Source organism: Mesorhizobium sp. GW821-FHT04C10, assembly GCF_059420305.1.
In genome coordinates this window covers 5,260,458-5,278,815 of record NZ_JBWKTL010000001.1, presented here as the reverse complement: position 1 = coordinate 5,278,815, position 18,358 = coordinate 5,260,458, and the positions used below count along the sequence as shown (strand labels likewise).

Genomic DNA, 18,358 nt, shown 5'->3' with positions numbered 1-18,358 from the left:
CAGGCGACATGAATTTGCAGAGCATGACCGGATTTGCACGTGCCGTCGCCGAGCATGACGGCACCTCGATCGCCTGGGAGGTCAAGTCCGTCAACGGCAAGAGCGTCGAGGTGCGGCTGCGGCTGCCGCAAGGTTTCGAGCGGCTGGAGCCGGCGGTGCGACAGACGCTGCAGAAGCGTTTCGCCCGCGGCAATTTCCAGGCGACGCTCACAATCGGCCGCGCCGCCGGCGCGCAGGCGCAACCCGTCGTCAACGAGGCGTTTCTGAAAGACCTTGCGGGTCTCGCCAAACGTCTGCAGGAACAATTCGGCGTTGCCCCGGCGACAGCCGACGGATTACTGTCGCTGCGAGGCGTGCTCGACATTCCTGAAACCGTCGAAACCGAGGAGGCGCGCGCCGCGCTCGACTCCGCCATCACGGTTGCGCTTGACGTCGCGCTGAAAGGGCTGGAACAGGCGCGGCAGGGCGAGGGTGCGGCACTGGCTTTGCTGCTGTCCGGTCACATCGATGCCATCGAGGCACTGACGTTGCGCGCGGAGGCGGATCCCTCACGCGACACCGCGGCGATCCGTGAACGCATCGCCGAGCAGGTCAGGCTGCTGATGGACGCGTCCGCCAATCTGGACGCCAGCCGGCTGCACATGGAGGCAGCATTCCTTGCGACCAAGGCTGATATCCGCGAAGAGATCGACCGGCTGAAAACGCATGTGGCATCTGGCCGGGCCCTGCTTGGGGGTGGTGGCGCCGTCGGCCGCAAGCTCGATTTTCTGGCACAGGAATTTAACCGCGAATCGAATACGCTGTGCTCGAAGTCGAACGCCGCAGCCGTCACCGCGATCGGGCTGGAACTGAAGGCCGTGGTCGACCAGTTTCGTGAACAGGTCCAGAATCTGGAGTAGCCGATGGTTGCCAAGGAACCGATGGTTCCCAGGGATTTGGGGGGCCGCATCCGCCGCCGGGGGCTGATGCTCGTCCTGTCGTCGCCATCCGGTGCCGGCAAGTCGACGATCGCGCGCAACCTCCTGGAAAGCGATTCCAGCCTCGAATTGTCGGTCTCGGTCACCACCAGGCCGCGGCGCGGCTCGGAGATCGAGGGTGTTCACTACCATTTCCGCACCATGCGCGACTTCGAGCGGCTGCGTGATTCCGATGCGCTGCTCGAGTGGGCGGAAGTGCACGGCAATTGCTATGCGACACCGCGTGAACCTGCCGAACTGGCGCTGGCGCAAGGCCGCGACATGCTGTTCGACATCGACTGGCAAGGCGCCCAGCAGCTCAAGGAGAAGATGCGGGCCGATATCGTCTCGATCTTCATCCTGCCGCCATCGATGAAGGAATTGAAGGCTCGGCTGAAGCGCCGCGCCGAGGACCAGGAAGCGGTGATCGAGACGCGGCTGAAGAACGCCCGCAATGAGATCGAGCACTGGAAGGAATATGATTTCGTCATCGTCAATGACGATCTCGACCGCGCCTTCGCCGAGGTGCGCGGCATCGTCGTCGCCGAACGATTGCGGCGGGACCGCCGGCCCGGCTTGTTCGATTTCGTCTCCGGTCTGTTGGACGAGAAGACGGCGTGAGGTCTTTTTTCCTTCTCCCCGTTCACGGGGAGAAGGTGGCCCCAAGGGCCGGATGAGGGGCAGCGCCAAACCTGCGAAAAGTTCGTGCCGCCCCTCATCTGCCTGCCGGCATCTTCTCCCCGTGAACGGGGAGAAGCGAGCTAAACAGCGTTCGTCAGCCGCACAAATTCCTCGACGCTGAGCGTTTCGGCACGTCTTGTCGGGTCGATGCCCGCGCGCTCGAGCAAGGCCTCGCCGCCGAGGCTTTTCACGCTCTGCCGCAACATCTTTCGGCGTTGGCCGAAGGCGGCTTCGGTGACACGGCCGAGTTTCTTCACGTCAGTGGGCAGGGGTGTCGCGCGCGGCTCCAGATGCACCACCGAAGAGGTGACCTTGGGCGGCGGCGTAAAGGCCTGGGGCGGCACGTCGAAGGCAATCCTGGCTTGCGTGCGCCAGCCGGCCAGCACGCCAAGCCTGCCATAGGCATCGCTGCCAGGCGCGGCGACGATGCGCTGGGCCACCTCACGCTGGAACATCAGCGTCATCGAGGCGTAGAACGGCGGCCAGTCCATCACAGTCAGCCAGCGGACGAGCAATTCCGTGCCGATATTGTAGGGCAGGTTGGCCACGATCCTCACCATCCCACCATCTCCGGCCGCTGCCTCGGCGAGGACGGCGAAGTCGGTCTTCAGCGCGTCGCCGGAAATCAGCTCCAGCCGGCCGGGATAGTGAGCGGATACTTCGGCAAGCGCCGCCAGGCAGCGCTCGTCGCGCTCGATGGCGACAACCCGGCGGGCGCCGTTGGCAAGCAGCGCTCTTGTCAGGCCGCCAGGCCCAGGACCAACCTCGATCACAGCAGTGTTTGTCAGGTCGCCGGCGCTGCGTGCGATCTTGCCCGTCAAATTGAGATCGAGCAGGAAATTCTGGCCGAGCGCCTTTTTCGCCTGCAGCCCATGGCGCTCGATGACATCGCGCAGCGGCGGCAGCCCGTCGAGGCTCATGCGTTCGGACCCGAAACGGGAGCGCTCATGCGGCGGCGGCCTTGCTGTCGATGTCGGCGAGCCGTCTGGCGAGCTTCAATGCGGCGATCAGGCTATCGGGCCGCGCAATGCCCTTGCCGGCGATGTCGAAGGCGGTGCCATGGTCGGGCGACGTGCGGATGAAGGGCAGGCCGAGCGTGATGTTGACCGCTTCGTCGAAGGCCAGCGCCTTGGCCGGGATCAAGGCCTGGTCGTGATACATGCACAGCGCCACATCGTAGCCCGCCCGCGCCCTGGCATGGAACAGCGTGTCGGCCGGCAGAGGCCCGAAAGCATCGATGCCCTCGGCGCGCAGGATGTCGACCGCCGGGCGCACCACACGTTCGTCTTCCTGGCCCATGGAGCCGCCTTCGCCGGCATGCGGATTGAGGCCGGCAATGGCAAGCCTCGGCCTGGCGATGCCGAAACGGCTGGCGAGATCGGTGGCGGTGATGCGCGCCGTCGCCACGATCAATTCGGCGGTCAGCGACTTCGGCACCTCGGCCAGCGCGATGTGGATGGTGACGGGAACGGTGCGCAGATCAGGGCCCGCCAGCATCATGACCGGCTTCACCTCGACACCGCTGTGCCGGGTCGCCAGATGCGCCAGATATTCGGTATGGCCGGGAAAGCGGAACCCGGCATCGTAGAGCGGCTTCTTGGCGATAGGGCAGGTGACCACGGCAGCGGCGTCGCCGGCGAGGCAGGCAGCGACAGCGCGGTCGATCGCCTCGATCGTGCCGGCCGCATTGGCCGGATCCGGCTTGCCGGGGCTGTCGATGAACCGGGCCGCCAGTGGAACGATCGGCAGGCTGTTGACGAAAACTTGCGCCGTTTGCCCCGGCGTCGTCTCGACGATCGGCACCGACACGCCGAGGCGGCTTGCCCGCGATGCGATCAGCGCCGGATCAGCCAGGAGATAAAAGGCGGGCAAACCGGCTGTCTCGCGCGCCAGGAAGGCGGCGACAGCGATTTCGGGGCCGATGCCGGACGGATCGCCAACGCTCAGCGCCAGCGCCTTCATCGCGCTGCTCACGTCAGCGCTTGACGATGCGGGCTTTCGCCTTCAGCTCTTCGACATATTTCTTGCTGAGATCGTCGGCCGCCTTGTCATTGGAGCCTTCGCTCTGGAACACCATCTGGGCGGTCTTGTCGTCGGACACTTCGCGCGACGAGCAGATGCCGATGAACTCGACGCCGCGCTCGGTTTCGCGCGTGACGGTGGCGCCGCCAACCTTGGTGGCCTTGATCTGCTCGGCCCAGTCCGGCGGCAGTTGCGGCGCCAGCACCCGGCCCAGATCGCGAACGGTCACGTCGATCAGGCCCTTGGCGAACTCGCGCGTCGTGTTGCAGCCGTTGAAGCGGGCGCGCATGGCGTCGGCCTCGCGCTTGCGCTTGGCCAGCGTCGCGCTGCGTTCGGCGGCCGGCACGACGAAGATGACCTGCTGCAGCATGTACTCGGTGGCGCTTGGCTTGGCGCCGCCCTTGTCGAGCATGCGCCGGACCGCGTCCTGCTCGGTCACGCTGCCGCCTTCTCCGGAACGGTAGCGCGCGCTCAAGGCCTGGTTCCAGGCCATCTGGGCGCGGATAAACTCCTTGAAGTGTTCCTTGGTGACTCCGGATTTTTCCATGACGCCGTCGAGTTGGCTGAGTTGCATCTTGTTGCCGGAAGCAAAGCGCTGATAGGCAGCCTCGACCTGCGCGTCGCTGATGCGGATGCCAAGCCGCCTGGCCTCGGCAAGGCGCAGCGTCTGATCGATCATTTCCTGGGCGGCGTCGCCACCCTTCTTGTGCTGCAATTTCAGGAAGGCGGCACGATGCGCGATATCGCCTGACGTTATTGGTATGTCGTTGACGACGTACTTGATCTCGCTGGCGAAGGCCGGCGGCGTCATGACGGTCATTGACACGGATGTTGCCGCCACAAGCAGCGCGAACCCTGCTGAAAAGAGGTATTTCCTCATCATTAGCATCCCAATTCTATCCCGGTTCCGCCCAATTTCGTCCTCTACCGGGTGCGCGAATCCGTGCCAGCCCTATGCGGCGAAACGATGTCGCCGGCTACTGGATGGTGTCGATCGCGCTGGTCGACGAGCCGAAGTCGCCGAGGGTGCGGAACGACAGATTGAAGCCGATGCTCTGCGTCACTTCCCTGGTGTTCAGGTCACGCGACTGCGAGTACGTCATCAGATAGGTGAAGCAGGAATCGTTGTAGGCGAAGCCGACGCCATCCTTGACCAGCAGGCTTTCCTGCAGGTCGTAGGTTCCTGTCCCGAACACGCGCCAGTTCTCGGCAAGATGGGTGGACGCACCCAGCGTGACCTCATGACGGTCGGTCGTGAAACCATAGAGCGGCTGGGCCTGGATGAAGGCGTATTTGGCACTCAACGACACCGGCAGGCCCGAATAGGCGGCCTTCACCTCGGCGCGGCGAATCTCGAAGCTCTGCTCGTCGAAGCGGCCGCTGACGGAAGCCGCGAATCCATTCGGGCTGTTGATGCCAAACAGGCCGACATAGTCGGACTTGGTGTTCTGGAGGCCCGAATAGGCACCGACATTGACCAGATCCGGCGCGGCGAAGGAGTTGTCCCCGCCAATCTGGTAGGACTGGCCGAAAATCGCGTTAGTGCCCCAGCCGTTGATATAGGAGCCGGAATAGCGGAAGCCGACATTGGCGCGCGAGCCGCCTTCCACGCGGTCGTAACCGGAGAACTTGTCGCGTTCGAAGAGCGTGGTCGCATCGAACACCATGCTCTGGGCGTCTTCATTCGGGACGGCGAGACCGCCGACATACTGTTCGTTCGGACGCACGAATACCTGCGCCATCGGCTCGATGACATGGCTCGACCCGCTGGCCATCGAAAACAGCATCGGCCAACTCATTTCGAGGCCCGCTGTTGCCATGTAACGGGCAAACGACGACCGCATATCGTCCTGCTGCCCCAAATTCGTCGCCATCTGGTTGACTGCGGCGAGCGAACCCGATGACGCGTTGAGGTAGTCGACATCGCCCTGCAGCGCCAGCAGCGGTGTCAGCACTAGGCCGTCGTCGGTGACGAATGTCCGCTTCCACTCCGCTTCGGCCGTGAGACGGCTGGAGTCACCTGCGATGCCACGCACGCGCTGCACGGGTGTGGTGTCGTCGTATGGAGTCTTGAAAGCTTCATCGAGATCATCGCGGCGGATGACCCGCGTATTGACGTTCATCGACAATTGACCGCCCGCGATGGACGCATCGGGGATGTATGCATAATCCAGCGAAGGCAGCACCCAGGGCTGCTGGCCGCTTCGCGCCGCGAGATTGCTGTTGAGCGTATCTTCCTGGACCTCGAAATGCATGGCGCGCACGTCGAAATAGTTACGGCCATTGAGACCGGTCAGGTAGACCGACGACTGGTGGACGGCGGCATTGTACTTGTCGATGTTGTAGGTGTTGGAGAAGTTCTTGTCCGTCTGCAGGAGCACGTCCCAGCCGACATTCCAGCGTTCGTTGATCGCGAACTGTCCCTGCGTGCCCATCATGCCGCGGAACTTGTTCGGGTCGCCCGCGGCGCCGGAATCGACGTTGCGGCCCGCGCTGTCGATGAAGGCATCGGGATCCTGCTGCTGGATGCCGGCGATCTTCAAACTGTATTGGCCATTGTTGAAGCGCTGCCGCCACTCGGCCTCTCCGAGGAAGCCCTGCTTGGTGTAGCCGCTTCCCGACACCGTCAGGTCATAGGTCGGCGAAAGTGCGAAATAGTAGGGAACCTTGACGCTGTACCCCAGGTGGCTGTTGTAGCTGATGCTGGGGATCAGGAAGCCGCTCTTGCGCTTCACCGTCGGGTCGGCGATCTCGAAAGCCGGCAGGTAGGCGAGCGGAAAGCCGAAGAACTCGAAATTCGCATTCTCGAAGCGAACCGTCTTCTTCTCGCCGTTCCAGATGATCTTCCTGGCCTTCACGCGCCAGGTAGGCGCTTTGTCGGGCTTGTCCTCGCACGGCTCGCAGGCGGTGTAGACACCATTGTGGAAGGTGGTCAGCACGCCGCCCATGCGTTCGGCGCTTTCGGCGGCGAAATAGGCCTTGTCGACGGTTTCAACGCGAAGCGCGTTGACGAAGCCGTCGGCGAAATCGTCGGTGATATCGATGTGCTGCGAATTGATCTTGGTGCCGTCGCTGTTGACGATCTCGACATTGCCGCTGGCAACCATCCGCTTGGTGTTGCGGTTGTATACGACCTTCTGGGCGACGAGGCGGTTGCCGCCATAGTCGATCTGAACCCCGCCGACAGCGGTCACGGTCTGGTTGTCGTTGTTGTACTCGAGCGTATCGGCCGCGAGCAGCATCTGCGAGCCGGACGGAACCTTGGTCGCCACATCGCCGACTTCCTGCGCGAACGCAGGCAATGGAACGCCGCAGGCAAGCAGGCACGCCAAGGCGCTCGCCGCATAGAGGCGCGCCAAACTGGCCTGCCTGTTGCTGGGCAAAAACGCCTCCCTCACTAGCCGTCTTCCTTGTATAGCAGGAAAGTCACCCCGAAGAACATAGCTACCACAACTGGTACCCAGGCGGCTATGGCAGTCGGCACGAACCCCGCCACGCCGAATGCCTTCACCAGCACCGAAACGACATAAAGCAGAAAGCCGGCAACGACGCCACCCAGAATCATCGTTGCTGATTGTCCCATCCTCGCAAATCGCATTGAAACTGTTGCCGCAATCAGCGTCATGGCGACGAGGAGGAACGGCAACGCCACCAGCGAATCAAACTGCATGGCAAAGGCATTTGCCTTGAGGCCGAAGGAACGGGCAACCTCGATTTTTCCGGGCAGGTCGTAGAATGGAATGGTTTCCGGGCGCGCCAGCCGCTCCTGCACGAATTCCGGCTTCAGATTGGTCGGCACACGATCGCTTGCGGCGGGCTGGATGGTGCCGTTCTTGAAGGTCTTTACGTCCTGCAAGTCCCAATAGCCGTCCCGCAAGTAGGCGCGCGCGGCATCCTTGCGCTCGACGATATTGCCTTGCTGGTCGAGGACGAAAAAGACGGCGTCGGCCATCTCCAGGCCCTGGTTGAGAATGGCCCGTGCGCCGATGATGGTGTCACCATCGCCGGTTTTCTGACGAATCCAGGGGGCGGCATCGGCCGAAACCGTGTTCGATTTGCCGGAGCGCAACTGGGTCTCGATCTGTTCGGACAAGGAGAAGGCGTGTGCGGCCAGCGGATTGATGAGCCCGACCGACACGAAGCCGAACAGCAGTGCTCCGATGCAGCATGGCAAAAGGAATTGCCAGGCCGAAACGCCGGCGGAACGCGCGATGACCAGCTCGTAGCGGCGGTTGAGCGACACCAGCGTTGCCATCGCCGAGAACAGGCCGACAAACGGGACTGTCTGCAGCATGATCATCGGCATGCGAAGGCCCGAAATGGCCACGGCCGTTCCATAGGTGAAGCCGGGCAGGCCGGTGGTACGACCGGACAGTTCGGTGAAATCGATCAGGAACACCAGCGCCAGCAGGCCCAGGAAGAACCAGATCGTGATCGTCACGTAACGGAAGAAGAAATAGCGGCCCAGTGTCCAGCCCATCAGCCGATCCCCTGACCTGAAGTGCCGCGCCGTGACCAACGCAGCTTGAGGGCGTTCCAGCCGTCACCGAAGCGGCTGGCCAGGTTCGTCATCCAGTCAGCCCAGGCCACCGGCAGTTCCATGGTGCGGTTCGACACGATGAACCAGATGGCAACGGCGGAAGCCACGATGGGCACACCATAGACCATATAGGCATATTGCGGAATCTCATCCGCCTTGCTGGCGGCAAAGAAACCCAGCCAGCGCACGAACAGGGATATGGTGATCGCCGTGATCAGGGGATTGACGCGCGCCTCGCGATGCGAGCGCGCGTCGCCGGCGACCGCGAGCGCGATCAGCGCGAACACCATGGAATAGGTCCATTCCGAAAATCGCTGGTCGATCTCGGCCCTGTATTCCTGCGGTCGTTGCTGGAAATTCTTGTCGTTGGGGCTTGGATTGAGCAGGTACTGGGTTGTCTGGTCCTTCGGCAGCAGCGTCACCTCGGAGGCCGCCGCCATGAACGCCGACATGTCGAAGGCATAGGAGGTGAACCGGATGACGCTGAGGTCGCCGGTCAGCGTTTTGCGGTGGATGACGCCGTCATTCATCATCAGCACCTTTTCGCCGCCGCGTTCTACGATGCTGCCCGTCTTGGCATAATAGACGAGATTGACGCCTTCCTCGCGCGAATCGGCGACGAAGATGCCGCCCAGCCGATTGTCCGGAAGCCGCTCGCCAATCTGCAGGAAAAGGCCGTCCTCGATCTTGCGGAAAGTGCCTTCCTGGATGATCAGCGACAACAGGTCGGCGCGCGACTGCGCCACCAGGGCGCGATTCTTCTGCCTTGCATAGGGGTCGATGCCATTGTCGACGGCAAAGGAAAAAACGCTGGCCGCAAGGGCGAGAAGCATGATTGGCCGCACGATCGTCCAGCGCGAGGCGCCAGCCGCGTTGACGACGGCGAGCTCGGAATCCGAATTCATGACACTGAGTGTCTGGGCAACCGCCACCACCAGCGCGAAAGGCACGACGATCGGTATGATCGAGGGAAGAATGAGGGCGGCGACCTCGAAGAAGGTCAGCGACGACTGGCCACTGTCGGTGACGAGGTCGATCTTGGCCAGCACCTGCGTGGTCCACACGATGGCCAGTGTCCAGACCAGCGCTGCCAGGAAGACCACGAAAGCGCGGCGCATGATGTAGCGTTCAACGACCTTCATGAAGGCTTTACTCGATTTTCTCGAACGGCATCATGCCACCACGCTCAGGGTAGCTGTCCGGCGACGACCGCACAACTGGCTCCGATGGGCTCGATCAGGCAGGCGATCCGGTTCCCGTCCCACGTCGCGTGCCGCAGTGGACCGGAGTGTCGGAGGGAATGGATAAGAAAGGGCGAACATCGATGGTTAACAACATGTTGCGGCATGAAGCGGGGCCGTGCCGCGACGAATCGCCATCGATTCCGTGTGTCATATGGGTAGCCATTTTGGCAAAGTCTTGCCAAATGCCGGAAAACGACCAAATGTCGCGGATCGTTTCAAACCGCTTCGCGCATCATCGCGCAATCCCCGAAAGCAGGACATGATGAATCCGAGACCGTCGATCGCCTTTGCAAAATTTGCCGCGCCTCAGACGGCGGCGAACAGGAAGGGCACGGTCTTCGTGCTGTCGGCGGATGACGGAAGCCTGAGCGACATCGCCTCGGCGTACGATCAAGGCAAGACGCTGGAACGGGCGTTCCCGGTGGCCGAGTTCACGGGCAAGTTCGCCGGCGTCGTCGAGGTTCTGGCGCCGCAGGCAACGTCGCTCGACAGGCTGGTCGCGATCGGCGCCGGCAAGGCGTCGGGGCTCGACGAATATGCCTGGCTGAAACTCGGCGGTACCATTGCAGCCTCATTGCGCAAGGCAACCGACGTTGCCGTCGTGCTCGACCTTGCCGGCGCCTCGCCTGATGGCAAGGACGCCGCCAATCTTGCGGCGGGCATCCTCCTGCGCGGCTATTCCTTCGACAAGTACAAGACCAGGAAGGACAAGGATGACGCAAAGGCCGATCCGAAGAAGTCGGTCAAGATAACCATCCACACCGCCGACCCGGCAGGCGCCAGGAAGGCCTTCGCGGATGCCGAGGCGGTGGTCGACGGCGTGCTTCTGGCGCGCGACCTTGTCAATGAACCGGCAAATATTCTGGGACCGGTCGAGTTCGCCGCCCGGGCCAAGGAGCTCGAGGCGCTCGGCGTCAAGGTCGAGATCCTGGCCGAGAAGGAGATGAAGAAGCTCGGCATGGGCTCGCTGCTTGGCGTTGCGCAAGGCTCGCCACGTGGCGCGCGCATGGCGATCATGCAGTGGAACGGCGGCAAGCCCAAGGACAGCCCGGTCGCCTTTGTCGGCAAGGGCGTCACCTTCGACACCGGCGGCAATTCGATGAAGCCGGCGTCGGGAATGGAGGACATGAAGGGCGATATGGGTGGCGCTGCCGCGGTAACCGGACTCATGCACGCACTGGCCGCGCGCAAGGCGAAAGCCAATGTCGTTGGCATCATCGGTCTTGTCGAGAACGCCGTCGACGGCCATGCCCAGCGTCCCGGCGACATTGTCACCTCCATGTCGGGCCAGACCATAGAGGTTCTCAACACCGACGCCGAGGGGCGTCTCGTGCTGGCCGACGCGCTGTGGTACTGCAACGACCGCTTTGAGCCGAAATTCATGGTCAATCTGGCGACGCTGACCGGCGCCATCATGGTCGCGCTCGGCCTGCACTATGCCGGCCTGTTTTCCAACAATGACGAATTGGCGGAGAGACTGACGGGGGCGGGGCAGGCGACTCAGGAGCGGCTGTGGCGCATGCCGCTCGGGGCCGAATACGACAAGCTGATCGATTCCAAGAACGCCGACATGAAGAACATCGGCGGCCGCTATGGCGGCGCCATCATCGCCGCGCAGTTCCTGCAGCGCTTCGTCAAGGATACGCCGTGGGCGCATCTCGACATTGCCGGTACGGCCATGGGCTCGCCGTCGAGCGAGATCAACCAGTCATGGGGTTCGGGCTTCGGCGTCCGACTGCTCGACCGGCTGGTGCGCGATCACTACGAAAGCTGACCTCGATCCATGGCCGACGTGCTGTTCTACCATCTGACCGAATCGACGCTGGAGGATGCGCTGCCGGGCCTGCTCGAGCGCAGCGTCGATCGCGGCTGGCGCGCCGTGGTGCAGACCGGCACCGAGGAACGGCGCGACGCGCTCGACCAGCATCTGTGGACCTTCCGCGATGATTCGTTCCTGGCGCACGCGACCGATCGCGAGGCCTATCCCGGGGAGCAGCCTATCCTGTTGACCACCGGCGACGGCAATCCCAACCAAGCCAAGATAAGGTTCCTGGTCGACGGCGCGGCGGCGCCCGATCTTGCCGGTTACGAGCGCGCCGTGTTCCTGTTCGACGGCCATGACGCCGGCCAGGTCGAGGCGGCCCGCGCGCATTGGAAGACGATGAAGGACGCAGGCCATGCCGTGACCTACTGGCAGCAGACATCAGACCGCCGCTGGGAGCGCAAGGCCTAGGCGTCGGCGAAATGGCCGACATGGCGACCAGGTCGCAATCGGGTGTCGGTTGGATGGGCTCCCATGACGAGACCCGCCTTTTGGCGGGTCTCTTAGACGATCACAACCGTCATCGTCTGGTTCGCCACCTCACTGATTCCTTCTTGCCGGCAAGCCTGTTGCCCGCCCATTTCCTTCTTGCCGACGGGCTTATTGCCCGCCCATTTCCTTCTTGAACTTGTCGAAATCGACCTGCATGCCATTGAAGATGGTGCTCCAGTGGCGGGTCAGCGCAGCCATTGTCACGGCTTCCTGGATCTCCTCGTCGGTGGCGCCGGCGCGCTTGGCGTCCTGCGTGTCCGACCAGATGCAATAGCTGCACGGAATTTGCGCCGCCACCGCCAGCGAGATCAGCGACTTGACCTTTGGGGGCAGCGCCGTCTTGTCACTGAGTTCGATGGCCTTGACCTCGGCCCAGGCACCGGGCAGACCGGCTTTGGGAAACTGCTTCACAAAGCTCGGTACGCCACCCATGGTCGACTGGATGTCCTTGAGGGTCGCATCATAGTCGTCGGCATGGGCAGGTGCCGCGGCCAGCGTCAGTGCACAGCCGGTAGCGGCGACCAGGCAGGTCCGGCGGATGGAAGAAGGCACGGATGAAAGAATGCGATAGTCGAACATGACATTCTCCTCTGGTTTTTCCAAGCCTTACGGTGTAAGGTAATGCAAAAAATGAACCTTACAGTGTAAGTTGTCAAGCGGCGCCATGGACACATCGATAAAAAAAGCCGGAACGCGTGGCCGCCTGTCGCGCGAAATGATCGAGGACGCGGCCTTCGAGGTGATCGAGAAGGAGGGGCTCGCCGGCTTTTCCATGCGCAAGCTGGCGGCGGCACTCGGTTGCGAGGCGATGAGCATTTACCACCACTTTCCTTCGGTGGCGCATTTGCACGAAGCCCTCGTCGACCGGTTGATCGGTGTGCTCGAAATGCCCGACGCCAGCCTCCCATGGCGGCAAAGGATGCGCATCGCCATCGAGGATTTTCGTCGCATCGGCCGCGACCATCCAGCCTATGCTGCTTTCTTCGTCACCTACCGTATGAATTCGCCCATCTGCCTTGCCTGGCTGGACGGCATTATCGGCCTGTTCAGGGATGCCGGCTTTGACACCGAACTCAGCGCGCGGCTGTTTCGCGCCGTCGGCTATTATCTGATGGGCGCGGTGCTGGACGAGAACGCGGGCTATGCCAGGGGTCCGTCGGCTGTGAACACGGTCAACGACGAGCAACTGGCCCGGGATTTTCCCAATGTCACGGCGGCCGGTCGCTTTTTCGGCACCGCCGAATTCGACAAGACATTCGAACTCGGCCTCGACATGCTGCTGGATGAAATGGAACGCCTGCGCGACGGTGCCGGTACTGGCCAGTTGCCCGGCAAGGCATGATTGCCAAGGCATGATTACAAGGTGACTGTCTGAATGCGCTTTCTGTTTGTCCTGATCCTGCTGGCCGGCACCGGTATAGGCCTCATCTATCCCTGGGCGATGACCAATTTTTCCGGCCGCGAAATCGGCACCTGGCGGGTCTATGAACAAGGCCGCTTCAAACCAGTGACCGTGTCGCTCTCGGGCCGCGACGCGCCGGTGCGGGCATTGGTCGACTTGACCGCGAGAGCCGAGCGCATCGTTTCGCAGCAACGCACGGTGTTGACGCTGACCGCCGCCACCAATGGCCGCACGGTGCTTGCATCGACGTTGCAGTTCAACCATGTCGACAACCCGCGCCAGGCCAGCCCGCAACTGCCCGACAAGATCTTTCGCGACGAGGCGGGCGTCATCGCGACCGTCAGTCCCGGCCCTTATGTCTTCACTGTCGGTCCGGGCGATGCCGAGGACATACCGATGCGGGCGGTGGACCTTGTGCTGCGCTCCGGTGTCGGCGAGGCCGACCGTCGTGCGCGGCCGGTCGGCCTCTCGCTGATGGCGATCGGCCTGATCGGCTTCCTGCTGTCCCGGCGTTCCGGTGGCGGCCGGCCGGACAATCCGAACTCGCAACCGCCGCCGCGCTGGGGCAGGGGATCCAAGTGAACTACCGCCACGCCTACCACGCCGGAAACTTCGCCGATGTCGTCAAGCATGTCGTGCTGACGCGGCTGCTCGACTATCTCAAGCAGAAGGACAAGGCTTTTCGCGTCGTCGATACCCATGCCGGCATTGGCCGCTACGATCTGTCGTCGCTCGAGGCGCAGAAGACCGGCGAATGGCAAGGCGGCATCGGCAGGCTGATCGATGCCTCGTTCGACGCCAGGGCTGGCGCGTTGCTGGCGCCCTATCTGGAGGCTGTGCGGTCGCTCAATCCCGGGGATGGCGTGAAGAAATATCCGGGTTCGCCGATGCTGGCGCGCCATCTCCTGCGCAAGCAGGACCGGCTGTCCGCGATCGAACTGCACCCGAAAGACGCCGCCAAGCTGAAAGCGGAATTCGCCGGCGACTTCCAGGTGAGGGTGATGGAACTCGATGGCTGGCTGGCGCTGGGCGCGCATCTGCCGCCGAAGGAGAAGCGCGGCCTGGTCCTTATCGATCCGCCGTTCGAGGAGGAGGGCGAGTTCGGCCGCCTGGTCGACGGGCTCATAAGGGCGCACAAGCGCTGGCCCGGCGGCATTTACGCGCTGTGGTATCCGATCAAGGACCGCAAGGCGATCATCGCCTTCAGGAAGGCGCTGAAGCAATCCGGCATCCCGAAAATCCTCGACATCGAATTCGAGATCCGGCCGGCCTCTTCGGAACCCAGCCTTGATGGCAGTGGCATGGTGGTGGTCAATCCGCCCTTCACGCTGGAGGGCGAATTGCGAACGCTGTTGCCGGCCCTCCACAAATTGCTTGCGGTGGAAAAGCCGGCGCACTGGTCGCTGGAGTGGCTGGCCGGGGAGCAGGCGGGCACGGCTTGAACGCTGTCGCCCGAGGCGCTGCTATGCTCCGGTGGCGGCCAGTGCCGACGGCGTGATGCCGGACAGCCGCCTGCTTTCGCGTATCAAATGGGCCTGATCCGCATAGCCGGCCTCGACCGCCAAGACAGCGGTCGAGGCATTGCCGGATGCCTGCCGCAGACGCCGGAAACGATGGAAGCGAAGGATGCGGTCGAGCGTCTTGGGGCCATAGCCGAAACTCTCCTCGAAACGGCGACGCAGCGACCGCTCGCTCATATGCAAGCTGCGCAGCAGGAACGGCACCAGCGGCTTGCCGGCCGGCAGCCCCCGGTCGATGACGTCGAATGCATTGCCCATGACCACATCGGGCGCACGGTGTTCTTGCGTGTATTCCCCGATTGCCTTCTCCAATTGCCCCGCCAGCCAGGCAAGATCGGGCGTGTCCCGCACGCGGCATGCCAGATGGCGCGCCATGGTGCCACAAAGGTCAACGAGGTCGAGGCGTTCTCCGACGATCCGGTTGGCCGGCACGCCCAGCCACGCGGCGGCCGCTCCTGGCCGGAATCTGAATCCGACAATCGTCGCTCCTGACGGCAATACCTCGATCTGCGGCTCCCGGTCCGGCCCCGCGACCCGGAACCGGCCGTCGATCCACTGCAGGTCGATCGTCGCATCCGGCGTTATCACGACAGGTGGAGCGTCCTGGTCCTGCATGCGGTGGATCCAGACGGACGCGAAGACGGCACCCAGCCGCCTGTCTGCCGGGCGTTCCTGGAAAAAGCCGGTGGTCTGCGCCAGTACCGCTTCCATCCCTTCAGCCATCATCCGTCTGCTTGGCCAGCAATCATAAGCTCGCCGTTCGGCTCGCGCTCTCCGCCATTTTGGCCGAAATCTTCAATGCGCACCGCTCCAGCCATGGCAAATCACATGAAGCCTCCCGCTGGCATTAGCGACCACATCCGCGCTGACGTCACCGCGCAAGTCCCGAATATAGAAAGGAGAAGTCAAAATGAAAGCTCGCATCAGTGTCATCACCCTTGGTGTCGATAGTCTGGAAGCTTCGCTCGAATTCTACCGAAACGGACTTGGGCTTCCGACCGAGGGCATCATCGGCAGGGAGTTCGAGCATGGCGCTGTGGCCTTCTTCGATCTGCAGGGCGGCTTGAAGTTCGCGATCTTCGAACGTCCCAACATCGCCCGAGACGCTGGCATCGGCCAGACCGGCCGCAGCCCGACCGAGTTCACCATCGGTCACAACGTCACGAGCGAGGCCGAGGTTGATGCCGTGATGGCGCAGGCCGTCAGGGCAGGCGCCCGTCTCGTCAAGCCGGCCCAGAATACGTTCTGGGGTGGCTATGCCGGCTATTTCCAGGACCCGGACGACCATCTCTGGGAGGTCGTCTTCAACCCCGCCTTTCTTCCGGAAGACTGATACTGGAGAGGAACGCGTAGCCGGTAGGTACGTTGGTAGACGCTCCAGCTGGTTTCTGGAAACCATTGTCTGAGCAACCGCTTGACCGACGCCAAGCGAATCCGCACAGTGCGCGTAATCGACCTTGAGAGGCTGTCATGACTCGCTTCGCCAAATCCGCACTTGCTGCCTTGATTTCGCTCTGTACCCCGCTCGCCGCGCCTCTTGGCTTTACCCATGCGGTCCAGGCGGCTGACCTTGGCGTCTATTCGGACGACGATGGCGGCGTCTGCGGCCAGCCCTGGGTGCTGAGCAAGATCACCTCCCGCTTCTCCTACCAGGTGCATCATGTGCCGCATCTGCCGGATGTGCAGATCACCGACTTCCGGCGCATCCATCAGCACCGCTATCTGCCGGCCGACGACACTTGGCCGATCGGCCGCCGCTATTGCGGGGCCACTGTCAGCCTGTCCGACGGGCGCGACCGGTCCATCTGGTACCTGATCGAGGAAGGCCAGGGCTTTGCCTCGATCGGCGACAATGTCGAATTCTGCGTCTCAGGCTTCGACCGCTGGATGGTCTACAACGGCCGCTGCCGCGTCCTGCGCTAAGGGTGTGTTGATATTCAGGTGAGGCCGGCCTGCAAACGGTAGCTTCCTGCGCTTCCGGTGCTCTCGTACTTTGAGTACGCTCCGCTCCGGTTCTCGGAAGCTACCGTTTTCGACTCGGCCTGACCTGAATCTCAGCACACCCCAAGCGCGATCTTCCAAATTCTCGATTCTGTTTAAGGCCTGCGGCTTAATCAGCTGCAGGCCTTTTCCGTGCCGTGTTGACAGACGGTGAGATCCATCACATAGGTATGAGACAGACCTGTCTCATCACTTGGTGCGCATCATGACGCCGTCGCCTGTCTCCGACAAACGCCAGCACGTCGTCGAAACCGCTTATGCGCTGTTCAAGCGTGCCGGCTTCCATGCCACCGGGATCGACCGGATCATCGCCGAGGCCGATGTGGCCAAGATGACGATGTATCGCCATTTCCCCAGCAAGGATGAACTGATCGTCGCGGTGCTCGACTATCGCGCCAGGCGTTTTGACGATCAGCTCGACCAACTTGCGCGGGAGAGCATGACGTCGGAGCAGAAGATCGCGAGGATTTTCGACTGGCATGGCCGCTGGTTCCGTAGCCCGGATTTCCACGGCTGCCTATTCGCGCATGCGCTGGCCGAGTTCGGCGATCCCGGGCATCCCGTGTTCGAGGCTGTCGCCAGGCAGAAGAATGGCTTCAGGCAGCGCATGCGATCGATCCTCGCGCAGGTGATGCCGCGCGGGCGCGCCGAGAACGTGGCGGCGACGCTGTTGATGCTGATCGAAGGGGCCACCCTGATGGCGCAGATGGGGCAGGCGGGTACCGCTCTTCGTGAAGCCCGCAAGGCGGCCCTGGACATCATCGCTGCCTCGCGCAGGCCGCAATGAGTCCGCTGGTCGTCGGCCTCGCGCTGTTCGCGGCGATTCTGCACGCAAGCTGGAACGCTTTCCTGCGAACAGGCGCCGACAGGTTGTGGACCGTCACCGTCATGAGCTTCTCCAGCACGGTGCTGGCCATTCCCCTGGCAGTCTTCAACGGTTTTCCAGCCACGTCGGCCTGGCCCTATGTCGGGCTCTCGGCCTGCCTGCAGGTCGGCTACAGCGTGTTCCTGGTGGCCGCCTACAAACATGGCGAATTGGGACAGGTCTACCCGATTGTTCGCGGCAGCGTGCCTCTGCTCGTCACCCTTGGCGGCTTCCTGCTGGCCGGCCAGCAGCTCACCGTTCTGGAGACCGTCGGCGTCGCCCTGGTCGGCGGTGGCATCATGGGTCTTTCGCTCGGACGAGGAAGAGCCGCCACGACATCGATCCTCTATGCGCTGGCAACGGGAGCTATCATTGCCGCCTATGCGACGGTCGATGCAATCGGCGTTCGCGCGGCGGGCAATGTCGGCGCCTACACCGCCTGGGTCCTGCTGGCCTATGGCGCGTTGATGCCGGCGATCTTCATCGCCAGCCGTGGCCGGCTTGCTATCGACCCGCGGGCGCCGGAGACCTGGAAGGCACTGGGCGGCGGCCTGTTCGCGCTTCTGGCCTATGGCGTCGTGGTGGCGGCCTTCGCGCTCGGACCTGCCGGTCCGATCACCGCGATCCGCGAGACCAGTGTCGTCTTCGCGGCTTTCATCGGCCGGCTGTTTCTCGGCGAGACGCTGACACCCCGGCGGGTCGGCGCCTGCGCCGTCGTGGCGCTCGGCGCCATCTGCCTCGGCTATCAGCCGTGACGAAATCCATGCGCCTGCCTTATACGCGGGGCGCCGCCGTCATCGCGACGCGCCAACG

At 63.0% G+C, this 18,358-nt stretch carries 19 protein-coding genes; 11 read left to right on the top strand and 8 right to left on the bottom strand.

The window, feature by feature from the left end:
* Positions 1–8 precede the first annotated feature (8 nt).
* Positions 9–899, top strand: a complete 891-nt coding sequence (locus tag AC07UC_RS25800) for a YicC/YloC family endoribonuclease (protein WP_494907832.1) — start codon at positions 9–11, stop codon at positions 897–899.
* A gap of 21 nt (positions 900–920) precedes the next feature.
* Positions 921–1,577, top strand: a complete 657-nt coding sequence (gene gmk / locus AC07UC_RS25795; RefSeq protein ID WP_140769699.1) for a guanylate kinase — start codon at positions 921–923, stop codon at positions 1,575–1,577.
* A gap of 140 nt (positions 1,578–1,717) precedes the next feature.
* Here the strand turns inward: gmk and rsmA are convergent, their stop codons facing one another.
* The 6 genes from rsmA to lptF all read right to left on the bottom strand — a co-directional run bounded on the left by rsmA (position 1,718) and on the right by lptF (position 9,341).
* A complete protein-coding gene (gene rsmA / locus AC07UC_RS25790; RefSeq protein WP_494907831.1) occupies positions 1,718–2,557 on the bottom strand; it encodes a 16S rRNA (adenine(1518)-N(6)/adenine(1519)-N(6))-dimethyltransferase RsmA in 840 nt (279 codons plus the stop codon).
* A gap of 25 nt (positions 2,558–2,582) precedes the next feature.
* Complete coding sequence (gene pdxA / locus AC07UC_RS25785) at positions 2,583–3,599, bottom strand: 4-hydroxythreonine-4-phosphate dehydrogenase PdxA (RefSeq protein ID WP_494908990.1); 1,017 nt, start codon at positions 3,597–3,599, stop codon at positions 2,583–2,585.
* Positions 3,600–3,612: 13 nt separating this feature from the next.
* Positions 3,613–4,548, bottom strand: a complete 936-nt coding sequence (locus tag AC07UC_RS25780; RefSeq protein WP_181179536.1) for a peptidylprolyl isomerase — start codon at positions 4,546–4,548, stop codon at positions 3,613–3,615.
* 88 nt (positions 4,549–4,636) lie between these two features.
* The gene (locus AC07UC_RS25775) at positions 4,637–7,057 is read right to left on the bottom strand and encodes an LPS-assembly protein LptD (protein WP_494907830.1); all 2,421 of its coding nucleotides are present in this window, start codon (positions 7,055–7,057) and stop codon (positions 4,637–4,639) included.
* Entirely contained in the window at positions 7,057–8,142 is a 1,086-nt protein-coding gene (lptG, locus tag AC07UC_RS25770) for an LPS export ABC transporter permease LptG (RefSeq protein WP_181179651.1), read from the bottom strand. The genes AC07UC_RS25775 and lptG overlap by 1 nt, the downstream gene beginning before the upstream one ends.
* The gene (gene lptF, locus AC07UC_RS25765) at positions 8,139–9,341 is read right to left on the bottom strand and encodes an LPS export ABC transporter permease LptF (protein WP_140768396.1); all 1,203 of its coding nucleotides are present in this window, start codon (positions 9,339–9,341) and stop codon (positions 8,139–8,141) included. Before lptF ends, lptG begins: the two co-directional genes overlap by 4 nt.
* A gap of 364 nt (positions 9,342–9,705) precedes the next feature.
* On the opposite strand from lptF, the gene AC07UC_RS25760 reads away from it, so the two are divergent.
* Both AC07UC_RS25760 and AC07UC_RS25755 read left to right on the top strand, forming a co-directional pair.
* A complete protein-coding gene (locus AC07UC_RS25760; protein ID WP_494908989.1) occupies positions 9,706–11,217 on the top strand; it encodes a leucyl aminopeptidase in 1,512 nt (503 codons plus the stop codon).
* A 9-nt stretch (positions 11,218–11,226) separates the two neighbouring features.
* On the top strand, positions 11,227–11,676 hold the full coding sequence (locus AC07UC_RS25755) for a DNA polymerase III subunit chi (RefSeq protein WP_494907829.1): 450 nt from the start codon (positions 11,227–11,229) through the stop codon (positions 11,674–11,676).
* Between the two features lie 189 nt (positions 11,677–11,865).
* Here the strand turns inward: AC07UC_RS25755 and AC07UC_RS25750 are convergent, their stop codons facing one another.
* Complete coding sequence (locus tag AC07UC_RS25750) at positions 11,866–12,336, bottom strand: carboxymuconolactone decarboxylase family protein (RefSeq protein WP_494907828.1); 471 nt, start codon at positions 12,334–12,336, stop codon at positions 11,866–11,868.
* An 85-nt stretch (positions 12,337–12,421) separates the two neighbouring features.
* Here AC07UC_RS25750 and AC07UC_RS25745 point away from each other — a divergent pair, with 85 nt between their 5' ends.
* The 3 genes from AC07UC_RS25745 to AC07UC_RS25735 are packed head-to-tail and all read left to right on the top strand — an operon-like array spanning position 12,422 to position 14,601.
* On the top strand, positions 12,422–13,099 hold the full coding sequence (locus tag AC07UC_RS25745) for a TetR/AcrR family transcriptional regulator (protein WP_494907827.1): 678 nt from the start codon (positions 12,422–12,424) through the stop codon (positions 13,097–13,099).
* A gap of 33 nt (positions 13,100–13,132) precedes the next feature.
* On the top strand, positions 13,133–13,741 hold the full coding sequence (locus AC07UC_RS25740) for a hypothetical protein (RefSeq protein WP_494907826.1): 609 nt from the start codon (positions 13,133–13,135) through the stop codon (positions 13,739–13,741).
* Entirely contained in the window at positions 13,738–14,601 is an 864-nt protein-coding gene (locus AC07UC_RS25735) for a 23S rRNA (adenine(2030)-N(6))-methyltransferase RlmJ (RefSeq protein ID WP_140768373.1), read from the top strand. The genes AC07UC_RS25740 and AC07UC_RS25735 overlap by 4 nt, the downstream gene beginning before the upstream one ends.
* A gap of 21 nt (positions 14,602–14,622) precedes the next feature.
* Here AC07UC_RS25735 and AC07UC_RS25730 read toward each other — a convergent pair whose 3' ends face one another.
* The gene (locus AC07UC_RS25730; protein ID WP_494907825.1) at positions 14,623–15,402 is read right to left on the bottom strand and encodes a helix-turn-helix domain-containing protein; all 780 of its coding nucleotides are present in this window, start codon (positions 15,400–15,402) and stop codon (positions 14,623–14,625) included.
* Between the two features lie 187 nt (positions 15,403–15,589).
* Here AC07UC_RS25730 and AC07UC_RS25725 point away from each other — a divergent pair, with 187 nt between their 5' ends.
* From AC07UC_RS25725 to AC07UC_RS25710, 4 genes are all read left to right on the top strand, one after another.
* A complete protein-coding gene (locus AC07UC_RS25725) occupies positions 15,590–16,012 on the top strand; it encodes a VOC family protein (RefSeq protein ID WP_494907824.1) in 423 nt (140 codons plus the stop codon).
* Between the two features lie 137 nt (positions 16,013–16,149).
* A complete protein-coding gene (locus tag AC07UC_RS25720; protein WP_494907823.1) occupies positions 16,150–16,602 on the top strand; it encodes a hypothetical protein in 453 nt (150 codons plus the stop codon).
* 283 nt (positions 16,603–16,885) lie between these two features.
* Positions 16,886–17,467, top strand: a complete 582-nt coding sequence (locus AC07UC_RS25715; RefSeq protein ID WP_494907822.1) for a TetR/AcrR family transcriptional regulator — start codon at positions 16,886–16,888, stop codon at positions 17,465–17,467.
* Positions 17,464–18,300 (top strand): EamA family transporter, encoded by an 837-nt coding sequence (locus tag AC07UC_RS25710; RefSeq protein WP_494907821.1) that lies wholly within the window; start codon positions 17,464–17,466, stop codon positions 18,298–18,300. Before AC07UC_RS25715 ends, AC07UC_RS25710 begins: the two co-directional genes overlap by 4 nt.
* Positions 18,301–18,358 lie beyond the last annotated feature (58 nt).